This window comes from Variovorax sp. 10N432 (genome assembly GCF_056394465.1).
The window spans coordinates 37,084-54,506 of the sequence record NZ_JBFTHX010000010.1 but is presented as its reverse complement, the minus strand read 5'-3'; the positions used below and the strand labels follow the sequence as shown (position 1 = coordinate 54,506).

The window sequence follows — 17,423 nt, the reverse complement described above, 5'->3', positions numbered from 1 at the left end:
CAAGGATGAACGAACAGGAACGAATCGAAAGGGTCGACATAGATCGACCGGCCGCCCAACTGGTGCAGTTGAAGCAAGACGCGACCGCGTCCGAAGCCTATGCCGAAGCCCTTTCGTCTCCGCTCAAGAACAGGAAACGTAGGGCGCTGCAGATGCCAATCGCGCACATCGAAGAATTTGCGGAAGCGATTGCCGACGAGTTGATGCAATACAAAGCCGAACTCTCGAACTATGACTGGGAGATCGGCGACGGCGTGTTGGACTACGCTGACCAAGAACTGAATATCCGTGCAGTTGGAGTTTCGGTGCTTGAGAAGACGGAGAGCCTGCGCGATCTCATCTCGAAGGATGCACGTGCGAACTGGGATCGGGAGGATCGGGGCAGGCTGATTCAACTGGCGGAGTTCGTCATCCGGCGCTGGGGCGGTCTGGATGGAAACAAAGATGAGACCATCGCGGAGTACGTAGACCGATTCTGGTTCAGTAAGATCACATCCTGCCCAGAGGGCATCGATGGCCATGCTGAACTATTTGAGCGCGCGAAGCAGCAGGGCATTCTCTGGCAGTTCACGAACATTGCGAGTTGGTCGAAGTGGCTTAACTTTGTCTGGCCCGAGTGGGCATTGATCTACGACGCCCGCATTGCCTTCGGCCTCAATGCCATCCACTTCCTTCGAGGCTTGGAAACGCCCGTGTTTCCGCAGCCGCCTGGCCGCAATTCGCTGCTGGGGAACCTGGACGCCCAGGCACTAGCCGTCTTGCGCCGCAATGCCGTCCGCCAGGAGACACCTCCGAACGACGCCAAGAAAGCGGCCAAGTGGTTCCAGCAGCAGCAGTTCCGAGCCCCCCACGCTTACCCGATCTACCTGGAGGTGATGAGCCAAGCGCACGAGTTGCTCTGGGCCGACAAGGAGCCGAAGCCACCGCTGGTGCACACCGAGATGCTGCTGTTCCGAGTGTCAGCGAACCAGCTCGCACTGAAGTTCGCACGCGCCGTCATGAAGGCACTCGCGAATGGACCCCGTCCTTGACCTCCTTGCCCGAATGCTGCACATCCAATTTTCCAACCGCTATGAGTCCCTGCTGGAGACGCTGCTCGCGCAACTCGCACGCACAGGAAATGACCCCTTCGTGAGGGAACAGATCATCGTGTCGAGTGCGGCGCATCGGCGTGCACTGACGCTAGCGATCGCCGACCGGGAGGGTGTCTGCGCGAATATCGAGTTCCCGTTCTTGGCGCAGTGGCTGTGGCAGTTGACGGGGCGCCTGCTGCCGGTGGGCGAGCAGTCGCCCTTTGAGCCCGCAAGCCTCACCTGGCGCGTATACGAAGCGCTGCGCGACACGGCCTTTGTGGAGGAATTCCCGCGGCTGCGCGACTACCTGGCGGCAGTGGGCGACGACGAGGTAATCCGACATGAACTGGCCGCAAGCGTAGCGGCGTTGCTGGACCAGTACGGGACCTTCCGGCCCGAGTGGCTGTCGCGCTGGCAAGCGCACGGCGGCGATGCGGACACCGAGCTCGGACCCGATGAAGCCTGGCAGGCGGCACTGTGGCAGCGCATTGCCGGCCAGCTCGCGCTGACACCCACGCATCCCCTTGAACTGCTGGTGCACCAGCTAGCGGAGGGTGGAGATTCTCTTGTACGTTCCGCCGAACTGCCTGAGCGCGTGCATGTCTTCGCGGTTGTGGCAGTGCCACCTCTGTACCTGGCCGCGCTGAAAGCGCTGGGGCGCTGGATCGAGGTGCGGGTATACATCCTTAATCCCTGCCGCGAGTACTGGCATGACCTGGTCAACCCTACGGAGTTGACGCGCCTGCAGGCGCAGGGCCGCGAAGGCTTCGAGGTGGGCCACCGACTGCTCGCTTCCTGGGGGCAACAGACTCAGTCTCTGCTCGCCTTGCTTCTGGACCAAGGGGAAGGCTCAGACGTCCCCACCGAGGACTGTTTCGAGGAACCAGGCGCAGATTGCCTGCTACACGCGCTTCAGACTTCGATACTGAATCTGAATGAGATCGAGCCAGGCAGCCTGCCTCTGCGCGAAGGCGACCGCAGCGTGGAAGTGCACGCGTGCCACTCGCTCACGCGACAGCTCGAGGTGCTGCAGGACTACCTGCTCGGCTTGTTCGCCGACGACCCGCAACTCAAACCCTCCGAGATCCTTGTCGTCATGCCGGACCTGCAATCCGCCGCGTCGTTGGTCGACGCTGTGTTTGGCAGTCTGCCGGCGCCACGGCGCATTCCGTACGAGATCACCGGCCTCGGTCGTGGGGCCGTGAACCGCCCCGCGCAGGCCTTCGCCGCGCTGCTGGCACTGGCCGCCTCGCGCTGCGCGGTCACACAGGTGCAGGGCGTGCTGCAACAGGAGCCGGTGGCCCGCCGCTTCGGGCTTGACGCGACCGACCTGGAGAGCGTGCGCGAATGGCTGCTGGCGAGCGGCGTTCACTGGGGTCTGGACGCGGAACAACTGCACGGCGAGCAGTTGCCGGCAGCGCGGCACACGCTCGCGGCCGGCATCGAGCGCCTGTTCCTCGCCTATGCACTGCCCGACGATACGCAGGAGGCTGTGGACGACCTGCTGCCGGCAGGCGATGTCGAAGGGTCCGACGCCCTCGCGCTCGGTGCGCTTGATGCATTCGTGCATGCCCTGCAGGAACTGCGGCGCGAGCTGTTCCTGCCGCGCACGCCGGCCGGTTGGCGCAGTTTCCTGCACGAAACCGCCGACCGCTTCCTGGCGGCAGGCGATGGCGAGTTGGAGGACCTGCTGGCCTTGCACGCCACCTTCGACGAACTGGTGGACGGCATGGAGCACGCTGGTCTGGAACCACCCGTACCCTCGCCGGCCGTACGCAAAGCGCTGGCGGACCTGCTGGAAGATCCGGCACGCGGCGGCGTGCCAACGGGCCGCGTGACCTTCACTGGCATGGGGGTTTTGCGGGGACTGCCATACAAGGTGATCTGCGCCATCGGAATGGACGACGGTGCTTTTCCGCGGGCAAACCGGCCCGCCGAATTCGACCTCATGGGCGGCGGGGCCCGCCTGGGTGATCGCCAACGCGGGCCCGATCAGCGCAATGGCTTCCTTGACCTGCTGTTGTCTGCGCGCTCGAACTTCTACCTAAGCTACACCGGCCGCAGCATCCGCGACAACGCCGTGCTGCCGCCTTCGGTGCTGGTGTCCGAACTGCTCGACGTGATCGTGCCAGCCGTGGCACCGGCCGACGGCGGCCGCGCGGCTCTGGAGGCGGCGCGCCGCCAACTGGTAGTGGAGCATCCCTTGCAGCCGTTCTCGTCAGTCTGCTTCACCGAGGTCGAGGGCCAGGATCCCCGCCTGCACAGCTTCGACGAGGAACTGGCGCGCGCACTGCGTGCCAGCGCGAAACACCCCGCACCAGGGCAGGCACAAGGCAATGATGCGGCAAACGACGACGGCGAGGCGACCGATGATGAAGCGGTCGATGTTCCAGCCTACCCCTTCTTCACCGAGCCCCTGCCGGAGCCCTCGCCGGAATGGCACCAAGTGTCACTGGCGCAATTGATCGAGTTCTATCGCGGTCCAAGCCGCTACCTGCTGCGCCGCCGGATGGGCCTCGCGTTGGCATACGAGGAGGAAGACTTGCTGGACGAAGAACCTTTCGTGCCGGGCGTGCCCGCCCGCAGCGCGTTGGCTAAACGCATGCTGCCGTTGCTGCTGGCCGGCACCGAGCCGGCACGCGCGCTGCTGCTAGCACGGGCCGGCACGGAATTTCCTGACGGCACGCTCGGAACAGAGGAACTGCAGACGGAACTTGATGCGCTCACGCTCTTTGCAAAGGCCATCGGCCGACATACGCGCGAGCCAGTCCTTGCTCCGCATCAGCATGAGCTGACGATGCGGATCGAGGATGAGAGCTGGACGCTACGTGGCGGCTTCGCCGATCTGCGTCCCAGCGGCAGGGTGCGCTGGCGCTACGACGACGAACGTGCAACAGACGTCGTGGAAGGCTGGCTCGAACATCTGTTCCTTTGCGCCTGTCCGCCACCCACGACCCCTCCCGTCACCTCCCATATTGGACGCGCCGAGGCGCGAGTGTTCAGGCCGCTCGACCCCAACAGAGCCCGCGTAGAACTCGAGAAGCTGATTCAACTCTACCGTCGTGGCTTGCGCGAGCCGCTGCGTTTCTTCCCGAAGGCGAGCTGGGCGCTCATCCGGGACGACAGCCCGTCGAAAGCGCTTAATGCCTGGAAAGGCAGCCCGTTCTCGCCCGGCGAGAAGGACCGCAATGGCCATCCACTGACATTCCGCGGCGAGCCTGCAGCACTGGCCGGCGACTTCGAAGCGCTCGCACAGACAGTATTCGGCCCGGTACCGGATGCCAGCCGGGTCGAGATGCTTGCGGCGGAGTTTCAGGCATGAACGCTGCACAAGCACTGGACGTTTTCAGCTGTCCCCTGGACGGCACGCGCCTTATCGAGGCGTCAGCCGGCACGGGCAAGACCTGGAGCATTTGCGGCATCTACCTGCGCCTGCTGCTGGACGCACGCCGGCCATTGCCGGTGCAGCAGGTGCTGGTAGTGAGCTTCACCAAGGCGGCCACTGCGGAGCTGCGCGACCGCATCCGCCAGCGTCTGGTCGAGGTTCTTGCCGTCCTTGAGGGCCGCGCCGCTGTAGGTGGGGATCCCTTCGTCGAGCGATTGCTCGCCAGCCTACGCGATCAGGGTCAGGAGGACGAAACGCTGCGCCGCCGCTTGGCGCTCGCCCTGCGTGAATTCGATGAGGCCGCGATCTTCACGATCCACGGCTTCTGCCAGCGCGCCCTGGACGATGCGCCCTTCACCGCGGGACTGCCCTTGCGTCAGGAGCTGATGGAGGACGACAGCGAACTGCGGGAACAGGCAGCGGCCGACTTCTGGCGACGACACATCGCCGGTCCCGCCCTTGCGCCGGGGTTGGCCAATTGCATTCTTCAGGAACGCGACACACCCGAGAAGTTCGCTCGCCTGTTGCAGCGGCATTCTGCGAAGCCTTTGTCCAAAGTGCGCTGGCCGGACGCGCCGGACGTCGTTCCCCCAGAGTTCGCGGCGCTGGAGCAGCAGTACGCAGTCTTGCGCACGCTGTGGTTACGCGAGCGCTCGGTGGTCTTGGCCTGTGTAAAGGCAAGTCTGCCCAGCCTGAACGGCAACAGCTATTCAGAGGACAAGGTTCGATCCGCCGGTGCAGCGTGGGACGCGGCCTTTGCAGGGGGGCGGCTCAGCGCCCTCTTCAACCTGGCCGCGCATGGGCACCTGCTTCGCATCTCGAAATACAAGCCCAAGAAGAACGCCGCACCGTGCAAGCCGCACACGTTCTTCGAACAGGCCGAAGAACTCCTGGTCGCCTGGGAAGCGTTCCGCGCGGCCACGGAACACGCGCGCATGGAACTGCTGCGCAAGCTCGTGGAGGAAGGGACTTCGCAATTGCGCGCTCTGAAGCGCGAGCGCCGCGTCGTCGCCTTCGACGACATGCTGTTCAACTTGAACGAACGCCTGAAAGGCGAGCGCGGCGTTGCCCTTGCGCACGCACTGCGCGAGCGCTTTCCGGCTGCACTGATCGATGAGTTCCAGGACACCGATCCGTTGCAGTTCGCGACCTTCGACACCATCTACGGCGGCCGCGACGACCTGTCGCTCTTCCTCGTGGGCGACCCGAAGCAGGCCATCTACAGTTTCCGCAACGCCGACCTGCACACCTACCTGCGCGCCAAGGCAAGTGCCAAGTCGGAGTACACGCTGTCCGAGAACCAGCGCTCTAGCGCACCGCTGATCGCGGCACTGAATGCGCTGTTCGGCCGCAATCCACGGGCCTTCATGCTGCCTGGTCTGGACTACCGCGAGGTCGTGCCGGGTGCCAAGCCGCGCAAGCCCTTTATAGACGGCGGCGGCCACCCGCGCAGCGCGTTGCAGCTATGGACGCTGCCGCCCGCCCCCGGCGGCGACACGATCATGAAGGCCGGCGCCATGGACGCAGCAGCGCGCGCCTGCGCGGCGGAGATTGCTCGACTGCTGGCACCTGCGCCGGACAAGACGGTGCTGCACGACGGCGTGCCGCTTGCAGCGCACGACATTGCCGTGCTCGTGCGCAGCCACGCCGAGGGCAGCCGGATGCGCACGGCGCTCGCCGCGCTGGGCGTGGGGAGCGTGGAGCTCGCGCAAACCAGCGTGTTCGAGAGCCAGGATGCCGAGGAACTGGAACAGCTGCTGCGCGCCGTGCTGGAGCCAGCCCGTCAAGGACTCGTGAGGGCGGCCCTGGCCACGCAGCTCCTGGGGCTAGAAGCGGCGGCATTGGATGCGCTTGGCGGCGACGAGGCAGCCATGCTGGAACGCATCACGCGGTTCAGCGAATACCGGGCGCTGTGGCTGGCCCGCGGTATCGGCCCCATGCTGCGCGAGTTGATGGCACGCGAGCACATCCCCGAACGCATGCTGCCTCGCAGCGATGGCGACCGGCGCCTGACCAATCTGCGCCATCTCGCCGAGTGCCTGCACGAAGCCTCGCGCGAGCACACGGCACCCGAGCCCCTGCTGCGTTGGCTGCAGCGGCAACGGCGCGACGCCAGTGGGGGCGAGGCGACGCAGGTGCGGCTGGAGTCCGACCGCAAGCTGGTGCAGATCGTCACCATCCACAAGTCCAAGGGCTTGGAGTACCCGGTGGTGTTCTGCCCTTTCCTCTGGAACGGCCATCCCGGCGGCGGCCCCAAGGACCTGCCTGGTCGCGAATACCACGACGACCAAGACCTGCCGGTCATCGACTACCGCGACGCCGACGACGGCATCAAAAAGCGCATCGAGGCGGAGCGCGACGCCGAACGGCTGCGCTTGATCTACGTCGCGCTCACGCGCGCGGTGCATCGCTGCTACCTGGTGGTCGGGTCGTATATGGCTAAGGCGGGCCGCAGCGTTTCATCCAAGGAATGCACCGGCAATCCACTCAACTGGCTGGTCGCCGGGCAACATGTCGCTTCTCCCTCGCATTGGCGCGGCATCGAGATCAGCGGCGCCGACATCGTCGAGGCGTGGAAGAAACTCGCCGCTGAGAACAGGGAAGCCATCGGCCTTGCAGTGCTGCCGACGGCCGCCGGCGTTCCGCTGGCGCCGGAGGCCTTGCAGCCCGAAGCGATCGCAGCACGTCCCGCGCCCGCGGCGATTCCCTCCGGCTGGCGCCGCGGCAGCTACTCCGGCCTGGTGCGGGGAGCGAAGCACGAGACGGCGGCGATCGACCACGACCTGCGTGCCGCCAGGCGCGAAGCGTCGCAAGCCGCTCGCGCGGCGTTGGCATCGGATGACATCCTGAAGTTCCCAAGCGGTGCGCGCGAAGGCGTGTGCCTACATGCCGCCTTCGAGCGAGCCGATTTCGCTGATCCGCAGACCTGGTCCGACGCAGCAAAGGCAGCATTGCGCCGACATCCTCCGGCGGGCATGGGCACTGCCGAGCCGGGGCTCGCCGCCATGGTCACGGGCATGCTGCGCGACGTGCTGACCACGCCCCTGCCCGCGGGCCTTGCCTTGTCACAGGTTCAGGGCGCGCGCCGGATCACGGAACTGGAATTTCACCTGGCGGCACCCCACGTGAGCACGGCCGAATTGACCGCGTCGATGACCCGCCATGGCTACCCTTGCCACGAATTGCCTCGGCAAGTGCTGGAGGGCTATCTGCACGGCTTCATCGATCTGGTGTTCGAGCATGAGGGGCAGTTCCACATCGTCGACTGGAAGTCGAACCATCTGGGCTACGAAGCGCGCGACTACGGTCCGGCGCAGTTGCAGACCGCGATGGACAACGCCGGCTATCACCTGCAGTACCTGCTGTACACGATCGCCGTGCACCGCTGGCTGCAACGGCGCTTGCCCGGCTACGACTACGAGCAGCACTTTGGCGGAGTTCACTACTTGTTCGTGCGCGGCGTGCGACCGCAGTGGGGTGCGGCCGGCGTCTATGCGCGCCGGCCGGAGCTGGCTCTCGTGCGGGAACTCGAAGCGCTGTTCGGGCGCACGGAGGAAGAGCATCAATGAGCGGGAAGGACACGGAAATTCAAAGCGATGCGCAGCAGCTCGCGCAGGCCTTTGCCGGATACGTGGGGCGCTGGGCCGGGCTGGCGGGGGCCTCGCCGGATGCCTTGGCGGCAGCGAAAAGTGCCGCCGAGCAAGCAAGCCTGGCCATCAGCGAGGGCCACGTGTGCGCATCGCTCAGCGACCTGGCAATCGATGGCCGCGATGTGACGGCTTTGCGCGTGCTGCTGGCGGCTTCCGGTGTGGTGGGGGGACTCGAAGCGAGCGACGGCTGTCCGCTGATCGTAGACGCCGAAGACCGGCTCTATCTGCACCGCTACTTCGATTACGAGCAACGGCTGGCGCGGCGATTGCGCGGCTTCCTTGCACTGCCAGCGCGGCAAATCGACTCTTCGACACGCGACCGTCTAGCGACCTTATTCCGGCCGGCCGCTGGTGACGTCGACTGGCAGCAGGTGGCGGCCGCCCTCGCCTTGCGCCAGGGCCTCACCATCATCAGCGGCGGGCCGGGCACCGGCAAGACGACCACGGTGGTGAATCTGCTCTCCTGCCTGCTGGCGCAGGACCCGGACTGCCGTATCGTGCTCGCCGCGCCCACCGGCAAGGCAGCGGCTCGCATGAGCGAAGCCTTGCGCGACCGTGCGGAGCATCTGTCGGCGGAGGTGCGCACACGCTTGCCCACCGAAGCGTCGACCATCCACCGCTTGCTGCAGCCGGTGCCCGGCGGCAGCTTCCGCCATCACGCCGGCAACCCGCTGGTGCTGGACGTGCTGGTGGTGGACGAAGCTTCGATGCTGGACCTGGCACTGGCGACGCGGTTACTGGAGGCGGTGCCGGCGAGCGCGCGCGTGATCCTGCTCGGCGACAAGGACCAACTCGCAGCGGTGGAGTCCGGTGCGGTGTTCTCCGAACTCTGCGCCGACCCGACACTGAGCGAGCCCTGCCGTGCCGACCTGGAGACGGCCTGTGCCTTGGCAGCGGGCGCATTGCACCCACCCGCGCCGCGCCGCGCGACCGGTCTGCAGGACTGCGTCGTCTGGCTGCAGCGCAACTATCGCTTTGGCGCGGACTCCGGCATCGGTCGCCTCGCCGCGTGGATCAATGCGGGAGCGGAAGACGCCGCCATCGATTGGCTGCGGACCGACACCCCTGCCGGCGTGACCTGGCATGAGCAGCGCACGCCGCAAACGCCGCTGCAACTTGCCGCCGTGGGCTTCGCGCGCTTCCTGGAAACCGTGCGCGCAAACTCGACCGACGTCGATTCCGCCAGCGATGCCTTCAACACCTTCCGCGTGCTGTGCGCCGTACGCTCCGGACCCTCAGGCGTCGCGCAGATCAACGAGGGACTCGTACAACACGCGCGGAAAGTGCTGGCAGAGGTCGTGACCGCGTCCGGCGCGGGCGCGAACTCGCCATGGTTTCCCGGCCGTCCAGTGATGGTTCTCGTCAATGACCCGGCAATGCAGCTTTTCAACGGCGACATCGGCCTCACGCTGCCGACTGCCGACGGGACGCTGAAAGTGTTCTTCCCGCTTGCTGGGGGCGGCTGGCGTGCGATCGCTCCGCTGCGCCTGCCCGCGCACGAAACCGCGTTCGCGATGACCGTGCACAAGTCGCAGGGATCGGAATTCGACGAGGTGCTGATGGTGCTTCCTGCCGAGACATCGAGGGTGCTCTCGCGCGAACTCGTCTACACCGGCGTGACCCGCGCTCGCAGCCGGGTAGCTCTGTGGGCGAGCGAGGAGGCTTTTCGGGCTTCGATCGGCAAGCCAACTCAGCGGCGCACGGGATTGGTGGCGAGGCTTGGGGAAGAGCGGTGAGTTTAGTGTCGGACAAAGCCCCCTTAGACGGTTTTGGACCCAACACTCTGGTCCATACGTCACATCTTGTCGCATGGGCGGTGACCATCGGAATATGAGTTCCTCCCTCACCCCCTCAGCACCATTGGTTGCACGCCTACGCGACGCGCGTCGCATAGTCGTCCTTACCGGCGCCGGCATGTCCGCGGAAAGCGGCATTCCCACCTTCCGCGATCAAGTCACGGGGTTGTGGGCTCGTTTCGACCCTTACGATCTGGCGACGCCTGAAGCATTCGTGCGTGACCCAGAGACGGTCTGGGCCTGGTACGAATGGCGACGCCATCTCGTGGCTCAGGCAGCCCCTAACGCAGGTCACTTGGCACTGACCAAGCTTGCAGCCCGCGCTCAAGTCGAATCTTTGACCGTCGTGACACAAAACGTGGACGACCTTCACGAACGCGCTGGCTCCAAAGAGGTCCTCCACCTGCACGGCAGCCTGTTTGCGCCGCGCTGTTTCGCCTGTGGCCAAGCATTCGAAGGCCTCACCGATCCGGCCAAGGACGAACCTGAAAATCAGATGACTCGCCTGCCCCCGCCCAGCTGCTCGCATTGCAATGGTCGAATCCGACCAGGCGTGGTCTGGTTCGGTGAAGGCTTGCCGGAAGAAATTTGGATGCGAGCGCTCCGCAAAGTCGAGACCGCAGACCTGCTACTCGTGATCGGGACATCCAGCAAGGTGTACCCAGCCGCCAGCCTTCCCGACGCCGCGCGGCGACACGGTGGCGACGTCTCTGTCATCAATCCTGATCCTTCGACTTTGTCGAGTCGCAGCGGATTGGACTGGCAAATTCCGGCGGCTATCGGCCTGCCTGCGCTGCTATCGATGCTTGAGGAGTAAGACCGTTGCCCAAATTAGGAAGCAGTTGGCTACCCGCTGCCACAGTCCAGCGGCCGGCGCGACTATTCGAGGTGAGAGGGGCCATCGGCGAGACGCGGAGTGCGCGTCCGAAGGAGGCGTCGAGCAACGCTTGCCGACGCAAGACCGTCATTACAAGCTTGCCATGATGAGGAGAGATATGGGAGAAACTCGGGCCATCGGCTTGAACCGTGCGCAACCCACGATCGGGTGGGTCCTCATTTCGCGCGCAGAAGTTGCCAAGGCGGAAGGTCTGCTGCAAGGCGACGGCCAGGGCGTCGTCGACGAACTCGGCCTACTTTCAATTCATCAAGCGATCGCCGATCGCTTCTTTCCGGGAACGTCGGTACTGCACACGCGGCTGCGCTACGCGCTATTCGTGCCGTGGCTGATGCAGCTTGCCGCGACGGACCGCAACCCACTCGACAAACTGAAGCGGCTCGAGTACGAGCTGACCGGGCTTTTGATCGAGGGCACGCGCAGAATCGGCGGGGACGCCGCGCTGGGAATCATCGGGTCGATGGTGTATCGCCGAAAGAAAGAGGCAGCGCAGCCACCGTCATATTCGTACTGGTCGGCTTTGTCCGCTTGGGGCATTCTCGGGCGGAGCTACCTGCGGTCCGTGCCATCGCGCGAAGCGATCCTGGCGGAGCTCGCCTCGCAGGTAAGGAGCAGCGGCACCGACATTGACGGCCAGGCCGTGGCCGTGGAGCAGGCGGTGTTTGACGGGTTGCCAGCGCCGCCGAAAGGGTTCATGGAAGACCCGAGGGGGCTGACGTTCGCGTTACGGCCGGGCGAAAAGAGATACCTTGTCCGCCGCTTGACGGCGCTGAAGGCACCGGCCGACGTCGATGTGCCACCTCGCGAGTCGTTTCTTGCCGCGCTCGCGCGCAGCCCCGTTCAACCACTTCGCGAAGTTCAGTTTTGGGACGACGCCGACGTCTGTGCTCGCGTGCCTCCCGAAGACAAAGGAGTCATCCCGTTGGCACGGAACGTATCTGCACTTGGCGGAGTCGCGCGCGCGGTTTACCTCGCCCTCGTCGAGCAAGCATCCGAAAAGCAGGGATTGGACGTGGGCCGCATGCACCGCGACCACTTGGCGGACTGCCGCACTCGTTGGGGCGCCGAGGCCGTGCGGGCCGACCTCAACCAGGTTGTGGCTCTGGGCCTAGGGTTGAAGCGGGACAAGCTGTTCGACCTGCTCTCATCGACGCAGGCTTGGTTGCGCGGGTCCGGAGCAATGCCTGGGGCTGAGCTGGCGAAGATGTACGCGGACGTCGAACGCAAGCGCAAGACTTCGCGTGCGCGTCTCGTGGGAACCAAAGGGGCCGCCGCCCAGCTGGAGCGCTGGGCACGCTTCGCCGATCGCTCGAGCAAGGCCGAGAGGCTGCACTTCCGCTGGCGGCAAGTCGGCAACCTGCTGCGAGACATTCATGAGTAGCCGCGCCGGAACCAAGGCCGAGGACGACGGGAAGGAAGAGGCCCGGCATCTCCCGATGTCGTCGCTCCTCAACTTCCTCACACCTCCCGCGGGATACGCGACGGACCGCGGGCTTTGTTCCGCGTACTCCGCCCAATGCGCGGTGCTGGTGGCGATGGTGGCGGCGATGATCCGCCAAGGCCCCGCCGACGGAAGCAGTGCGTCGGCGCTTGCGTTCGCGAGGGCGCTGCAGCGGCTCGAGGGAAAGGTGCACTTCCTGGTCCAGCATGGACGGCTCACCGCGCCCCGCAACGCGAGCCCGATCGTGAACCTGCTCGACAGGATGGTCGTGCCGATGGCCTATGACGAGCGCAGAGAGTCGTGGCACCCGAAGATCTGCATCATGCGCTACACGCCCCACGACTCGGAGTCGAATGCATCGGTTCTCTGGCGGCTGTGGATCGGCAGCCGAAATTTCACGCGCGACGACTCGTGGGACATGGCGCTCAGCCTCACAGGCACCACGGACGGATCAGGCGTGGATGTGCCGGGCACGGTTGAACTGGCAAGGCGGCTTGCTGAGGCCGCGAACGCGGGTCGTGAGTGGAAAGACGCAATCAAGGAACTCCGATGCGTGCGTTGGGATGTGCCCAGGGGCCTGCAGATCGAAAGGCTTGCGCTGCTGCTTCCCGGCGACCAAGCGCGTGATCTCGAGCCCGCGCCGCCGCGAGCGCGCGGCATCCTCGCGGTATCCCCATTCATCGACGCGTGGGCCGCGAAAAGGTTGCTCGAGGCTCTCCCGGCGAAGCGCGGGGCGAATTTCGAGAAGCCTCGGCTCATTTCGACCGAACCGTTCATGGTCGATGTCGCTCGCGCAAGCCTCGCGGTACTCGAGAAGTACAAGACGCTGTCGTTTTCGGTTTCCGAGCAGGACGGAAAGGAGGACGAAGTCAAGCCGACAGATGCCGACGATGCGGACGATGGCCCGGAAGCGCGGGGCCTGCATGCGAAGTTCATCTGGATCGAGACACCCGGCCGGGCGGAACTGCGCCTAGGGAGCGCCAACCTCACGCGGCGCGGCTGGCAGTCGAACGCGGAGGCACTGGCGGTGGTCTCGGTCGCGCTTCCCGGTGGGGCGGTGGCGAAGGCGTTGAGGGCCGGGCTGGAAGCTTTCGAGGCGCTTTCGATGCCGTATACCCCGCCCAGCGAGCCGGATCCTCTCGACGCAGCTGAGCAACTCGAGCGCAAGTTCGAAAGCTTGCGCCAGGGTCTCGTCGCCACATTCAAGCTGAATCAGTCCTTCCGCGACGGCCGCTGCGTTCTCGTCGCACTGGCCGTGCCAATGACCGGCGAGGCAACGCTGCGCGCGGGCCGTGTGGGCAGCGGGGCGCTACAGGCCTGGCCGGCCAGCGCGACGGAGCTTGTACTGCCTCCAGCGCCGATGCACGAGAGCGGCGACTTCATCCAGCTCGAGTTGACATGGGGCGATTTGCGTTCCGCGTGGCTGCACCACGCGCCCTTCGACCCCCCGCTTTCCCGCGAGGTGCGCGACCAACCGCTCCTGCGCTCTTGTCTGGGCATCGACGGCGTGCTGGCCTTATTGAACGACTGCCTGACGATCAGCGGCAACACCGGCGGGGAGCGGCGTCGCTGGGACTTGAAGCCTGAACCCCAGCGATCACCCTTGCCCGGCGACCTGCTCGGCATCGAGTCCGTCCTTGCGAGCTGGATGCGCGATCGCGAGTCGCTTCGCGACGTGAGGCACGTGGTCACGCTGGCGCGGGCGTTCATGCCCGACGAAACCGATCAAGGGCAGTACCGCCAGCTCCAGGAGTTCCTGGCGAGTTGGGACGCCGTCGAGAAGGAGCTCGCGCCGCGATGACCCCCAAAGAATTCCAATTCGCCACGGTGCGAGCTGTATTGAGGGCCTTCGATAGCCACAACGCGACTCGCCGCTTCCTCGTAGCCGACGAACCGGGATTGGGCAAAACGTTCGTGGCGCGCCGCGTGACTTCGGAGATGTCGAAAGATCGGTTGCTCACCGTGCTCTACGTGTGCAGCAGCCAAGCGATAGCATCGCAAAACGTGGACCAATTGCTCGGCGACCTGCCGCAGGCCGAACGCGAGTCGGCTAGAGCATGGGTCGACCGGCCGAGCCGCCTGCCGCTCGATGGGAGAGCGCCGACGCACGAAAAGCTTCGCATCTATTCGTTGACGCCGGGCACGGCATTCTCGAGTGCGAAGCGCCGCAACCGTGGGCGCGTGGAGGAGCGTGCTTTCGCAAGCGCCTTGCTGGAACATGAAGCGAAGGGTCGGTTGGAGTGGCTCGATGAGCACCTGTCGTGGGGTGCTGGCAACTTCGACGAGCTGCGGCGACACCACCTGAGACTCATTCAAGATCGGCTAGCGAGCCGCGACAGACGCTTCGCGGGCTTCGTGCGTGCGTTTCGCCTTCTGCTCGCCGAATGTCTGCACGAATACGGCGGCCGTGGGAACGCCATGAAGCTTCAAGCGGCAGCCGCCGTGCACGGCTCGCATGCGCGGCTCTTCGTCACGACTCTTTGCCGCAATTGTCTTGCCGCGAGCGCGCTCGGCCAGCTCGATCCCGGCCTCGTGATCTTTGACGAGTTCCAGAAATTTCGCGACCTGACGTCGCGCGATGAGAAGACTCTTGACAGGGCCGAAGAGCGCATTCGCTCCATCCTCACGGCACAAGACCAAGGTCGTTTGCTACTGCTCTCGGCAACCCCGTACGAAGCTCTGCGGCCAGCCACGCCCGCCAACAAGAAGAAATTTGCGCCGAAGCCGAAAGGAAAATCGAACCCGGCCGAGGAAGAGAACGACTTTTACCGACTGCTCGACTTCCTCTGGGGAAACCTGAGACCGCGCGAGCGAACCGAGGCTCTCGCCAGCGTGCGCGCCGCATTCGCGAAGCGCGAAACGGAGGTTCGGCGCGGCGTGCCGGATTCTGAGGCAGCAAGGGCTGCATTGGACCATTTGGTCGAGACCCTCTCGCGGGTGATGTGTCGTACCGAACGCCCCATGACCGCAGGGCCCGATCATGAGTCCTCAACGGACTCACCGACACACTTGGTCTCGGCAGACGTACGCTCGTTTCGGACCTTCGGGAACTGGCTGAGGGGAGGAAAGTATGCGCACTGGGCAGTGCCGCTCTGGAGCTCCGTTCCAATGCCGGGACAGGTGCTCGGCAACCGTTACGCGGCTTGGAAAGCTGCGCCAGCCCGGCTACCTCCCGCGGAACTGCGCAAGTCTGACCTGGTCCGTTGGCGCGTGCGCGAGTGGGCGCACCCAAAGGTGCGCGCATTGCTGGGAGAACTGCCGCAGCAAGCCCTGTCGGCGCCCTGGGTCGTACCGACCCTGCCTTGGTGGAAACTGGGAGGCTGCTGGTCCGGCGGAAAGGGCACACCGCGCATCGACGGCAAGGCGCTGGTTTTCAGTCGCTTCGCTGCGGTCCCGGGGGCGCTCTCGGCCGTGGTGAGCTTCAACACGGAAGTGCAGGTGTTCAAGCCCTCGTCCACGCACAAGCCGCCGAAGTACGACGCGGCTTCGAAACCGAGCTTTCCGCGCGGGGGGGGCAGTCCCGCGATGTTCACGCTGTTCTTTGTCCCGGAAATCCTCGTGCGACTCGACCCGCTCGCCAAAGGTATTCCGAAGACAGTGGACGACGCTCGCAAGGCGGTCACGGCACAGTTGAGGGAGGCTCTCGCGCAGCGCGGCACGACCGTCCGGCGCGGACTCAAGCGCCGCCGCGTCATACCCATCCAGACGTGGTTGATTCACCTGGCCGGCGCAACGCAAACGCAGGCGCGTGCCGCATGGATTGACGCCATTGCCCACGAAGAAGGCGCGTCGATGCGCACGTCAGCCGCCCAGGCCTTTGACAAGTTTCGCTCGCACTCGTCGCCAAGCACGATGTCCGAGATCACCGAGAAGGAGCTCGCCGCCCTCGCCCAGCTTGCGCTCGACTCGCCATCCGTCGTGCTCGCACGGGCCGCCCTGCGGCATTGGGAAGCGGGAGGCCCGCCGATCGACTGGGACCACATCATGCCGGCCGAAGGCGGCACGGCGCACAGAGCCAAGGGGGAGAGCGCCCGGACGATCCTGCAGCGCGTGGCGTACGGCGGGCTCAAGCGTTACCTAGACAAGCCCTGGTTCGCCGCGGCCCTGCAGCGTCGCGCGCACAAGAACTTTCCCGCGGCGCTGCATGCGGCCGTGATCGAGGGCAACCTGGAGAGCGTTCTGGATGAGCATTTCTGGTTCGTCTCGTCGACGAACTCCCAATCGTGGCCGAAGCGGCTGGCGGAGTTGCACGCGGCGCTCGCGCTCACGGGCGGCCGCACAATGCTGCATGAGGGTACCAAGGACGGAACGAAACCTCGTGTGCGGTGCAATGTCGCGCTTCCTCTGCACCAAGCCAAGGACGAGACGGGCAAAGCCCCCAAGGACAGGAAGGACGAAGACAGCGATGTGCCCCGGCCCGACGTTGTACGGCATGCGTTCAATACGCCGTTCTGGCCAATGGTGCTGACGACTACGTCCGTCGGACAGGAGGGGCTGGATTTCCACCCTTGGTGCAAGACCGTGGCGCACTGGGACCCGGCGCCCGGCCCTGTTGAATTGGAGCAGCGCCAGGGACGTGTTGCGCGCTATGCGGGCCTATTCGTGCGCAGGGCGCTTGGCACACGTTTTGAAGGTTCAATCGCCGAGTCCCGTGGACGCAGCCCTTGGTCAGAAGTGGCGCGGCTTGCGGAAAGCGAAGCGGCGGCGGAAGACACGACCGGCGGCATGTCCCCTTGGTGGTGCACGCAGAATGCGGAGACAGTGCAGCTCTATCTGCACTGCGCCGGTAGCCGCGAAGCCGCTATTCGCACGCGGCTCGAACGCCGTCGCGCGATCTACCGTATGGTGCTTGGCGCAGCGGAGCCGGAGTGGCTTATCGACGAACTTGAGGCGACAACGCGCCCATCGCCGGCGACTGTGCTGGAGAACTCGCTGGACTTAGGTGCCTGGCGGTTGGAGCAGAAAGAGTTGGCGCGCGAGGATGCTCGTCGGAGGGCTTAAGCTCTGCCGGTCAGCCGTATACGGTCGGTAGCGAGCTCGCGCACGTGCAGGGCGTCGGCGCCGCTGCGTAGCACTGCCATGTCGGATCTGATTTGAGACCGCTGGACATCGAACATCATCGGCCCCATCGCCGCATCTGAACCCCTATGGGCTGATAGCAGACTGCTGGGGCCGAGGCCTGT

General features: G+C 65.3%; 8 protein-coding genes. All 8 read left to right on the top strand.

Annotated features, from left to right (window positions below):
* The first annotated feature begins 5 nt into the window (after nt 1-5).
* The 8 genes from AC1DF3_RS14005 (at nt 6) to AC1DF3_RS13970 (ending at nt 17,241) form a co-directional block, all read left to right on the top strand.
* Nucleotides 6-1,031: a hypothetical protein gene (locus tag AC1DF3_RS14005; RefSeq protein ID WP_478139943.1), complete on the top strand. Its 1,026-nt coding sequence runs from the start codon at nt 6-8 to the stop codon at nt 1,029-1,031.
* Nucleotides 1,015-4,395: an exodeoxyribonuclease V subunit gamma gene (recC, locus tag AC1DF3_RS14000; protein ID WP_478139942.1), complete on the top strand. Its 3,381-nt coding sequence runs from the start codon at nt 1,015-1,017 to the stop codon at nt 4,393-4,395. The genes AC1DF3_RS14005 and recC overlap by 17 nt, the downstream gene beginning before the upstream one ends.
* Nucleotides 4,392-8,027 carry an exodeoxyribonuclease V subunit beta gene (recB, locus tag AC1DF3_RS13995; protein WP_478139941.1) on the top strand — a complete coding sequence of 1,212 codons (3,636 nt, stop codon included), beginning with the start codon at nt 4,392-4,394 and terminating at the stop codon, nt 8,025-8,027. The genes recC and recB overlap by 4 nt, the downstream gene beginning before the upstream one ends.
* Nucleotides 8,024-9,844 carry an exodeoxyribonuclease V subunit alpha gene (recD, locus tag AC1DF3_RS13990; protein ID WP_478139940.1) on the top strand — a complete coding sequence of 607 codons (1,821 nt, stop codon included), beginning with the start codon at nt 8,024-8,026 and terminating at the stop codon, nt 9,842-9,844. The genes recB and recD overlap by 4 nt, the downstream gene beginning before the upstream one ends.
* Nucleotides 9,845-9,938: 94 nt before the next feature.
* Nucleotides 9,939-10,721, top strand: a complete 783-nt coding sequence (locus tag AC1DF3_RS13985) for an SIR2 family NAD-dependent protein deacylase (RefSeq protein WP_478139939.1) — start codon at nt 9,939-9,941, stop codon at nt 10,719-10,721.
* A 130-nt stretch (nt 10,722-10,851) separates the two neighbouring features.
* Complete coding sequence (locus AC1DF3_RS13980) at nt 10,852-12,180, top strand: DUF6361 family protein (protein WP_478139938.1); 1,329 nt, start codon at nt 10,852-10,854, stop codon at nt 12,178-12,180.
* A complete protein-coding gene (locus tag AC1DF3_RS13975; protein WP_478139937.1) occupies nt 12,173-14,041 on the top strand; it encodes a phospholipase D-like domain-containing protein in 1,869 nt (622 codons plus the stop codon). The genes AC1DF3_RS13980 and AC1DF3_RS13975 overlap by 8 nt, the downstream gene beginning before the upstream one ends.
* Nucleotides 14,038-17,241, top strand: coding sequence for a hypothetical protein (locus AC1DF3_RS13970; protein WP_478139936.1), 3,204 nt, complete (start codon nt 14,038-14,040; stop codon nt 17,239-17,241). The genes AC1DF3_RS13975 and AC1DF3_RS13970 overlap by 4 nt, the downstream gene beginning before the upstream one ends.
* Nucleotides 17,242-17,423: the final 182 nt, after the last annotated feature.

Bases quoted from the DNA above. Each gene is read 5' to 3' on its own strand.
- AC1DF3_RS14005 (WP_478139943.1), top strand. From the start codon at position 6: ATGAACGAACAGGAACGAATCGAAAGGGTCGACATAGATCGACCGGCC.
- recC (WP_478139942.1), top strand. From the start codon at position 1,015: ATGGACCCCGTCCTTGACCTCCTTGCCCGAATGCTGCACATCCAATTT.
- recB (WP_478139941.1), top strand. From the start codon at position 4,392: ATGAACGCTGCACAAGCACTGGACGTTTTCAGCTGTCCCCTGGACGGC.
- recD (WP_478139940.1), top strand. From the start codon at position 8,024: ATGAGCGGGAAGGACACGGAAATTCAAAGCGATGCGCAGCAGCTCGCG.
- AC1DF3_RS13985 (WP_478139939.1), top strand. From the start codon at position 9,939: ATGAGTTCCTCCCTCACCCCCTCAGCACCATTGGTTGCACGCCTACGC.
- AC1DF3_RS13975 (WP_478139937.1), top strand. From the start codon at position 12,173: ATGAGTAGCCGCGCCGGAACCAAGGCCGAGGACGACGGGAAGGAAGAG.
- AC1DF3_RS13970 (WP_478139936.1), top strand. From the start codon at position 14,038: ATGACCCCCAAAGAATTCCAATTCGCCACGGTGCGAGCTGTATTGAGG.